Source organism: Paenibacillus sp. Y660, from assembly GCF_057221575.1.
This window is the reverse complement of sequence record NZ_JBXBBJ010000073.1, coordinates 1-1,214: the sequence shown is the minus strand read 5'-3', so window position 1 is coordinate 1,214 and position 1,214 is coordinate 1. Positions and strand designations below refer to the sequence as shown.

Below are 1,214 nucleotides of genomic sequence, written 5' to 3'. Positions count from 1 at the left end.
AGGAGCCATTCCTGTAATGAAGTAATTTGAGCTTTGAATGAAAAATGCGCCTCTAGTATACTGTGAATTGTTCCGGGAAGGACAAACCCACATACGAAAAGAGGCGCACAAATGAAGTATAAGATGAAACAGAAACAGAATCAACGTATTACGCGAATTACGGAAGGTACTTTAGTCGTTGGAGCAGATATCGCAAAGAAGATTCATGTAGCGCGAGCTGTAGATTTTCGGGGCATAGAGCTTGGCAAAGATTGTGTGTTCCATAACGATCGAGAAGGATTAACGAAGCTAACGGCGTGGATGAAAGCTCTGCAGCTGGCGCATGAGAAAACAGATATTGTTTTCGGCATTGAGCCGACTGGGCACTACTGGTTTCCATTAGCAGCTTTTCTTGAGGCGCAAGACATCAAGATCGTCATCGTCAATCCGCATCACGTAAACAAAAGTAAAGAACTCGAGGACAACTCACCGACGAAGAGCGACTACAAGGACGCCAAGGTAATCGCAGACCTTATACGTAATGGAAAGTACTCGGAGCCCAAATTACCGTCGATGGAATATGCGGAACTACGTATTCTCATGAATTTCCGCGAGAAGGTTATGGTGAGTTTGAATCAAGTGAAGGCACGCGTACAGAACTGGTTCGACCGCTATTTCCCTGAGTATTTGAACGTGTTTAAGGAATGGGAAGGCAAAGCGTCCATGATGACCATGCGTCAATTTCCGACACCAGAAGAGATCGTCTCTACAGGCGCCAGAGGCGTTCTCGCACACTGGAGAATGGAAGTGAAGCGCGGAGTAGGCATCAAAAGGGCTGAGAAACTCTTTGCTACAGCTGAGAGATCGATCGGACTTAAAGAAGGATTACGAGCCGCTAGAATGGAGCTTATGGGCTTACTCGACCAGTTTGAGCTTTTCACTAAACAGGTGGAAACGACAATGAATCAAGTCATGGCTATCTTGGATGAGATTCCGGGAACAACGCAGATGTTGAATATACCAGGCGTAGGCGCTGTTACCGTTGCGGGGTTCCTTGCTGAGGTCGGCGATCTGAGTCATTACGATCACGGGCAACAGATCATCCGCTTGGCAGGCCTTAATCTGAAGGAGAACAGTTCCGGTAAACGGAAGGGAAAGACCGGCATTACCAAGCGTGGACGGTCTCGACTGAGAGCCTTGTTGTTCCGTTGCGTGATGCCTATGGTAGCGAAGAA

General features: G+C 47.4%; 1 protein-coding gene. It reads left to right on the top strand.

What is annotated here, in order from left to right; translation table 11 throughout:
• Window positions 1-111: 111 nt before the first annotated feature.
• Window positions 112-1,214 (top strand): IS110 family RNA-guided transposase (locus AC2TDN_RS26465; protein WP_484690728.1); only part of this gene is annotated, 1,103 nt, incomplete at its 3' end.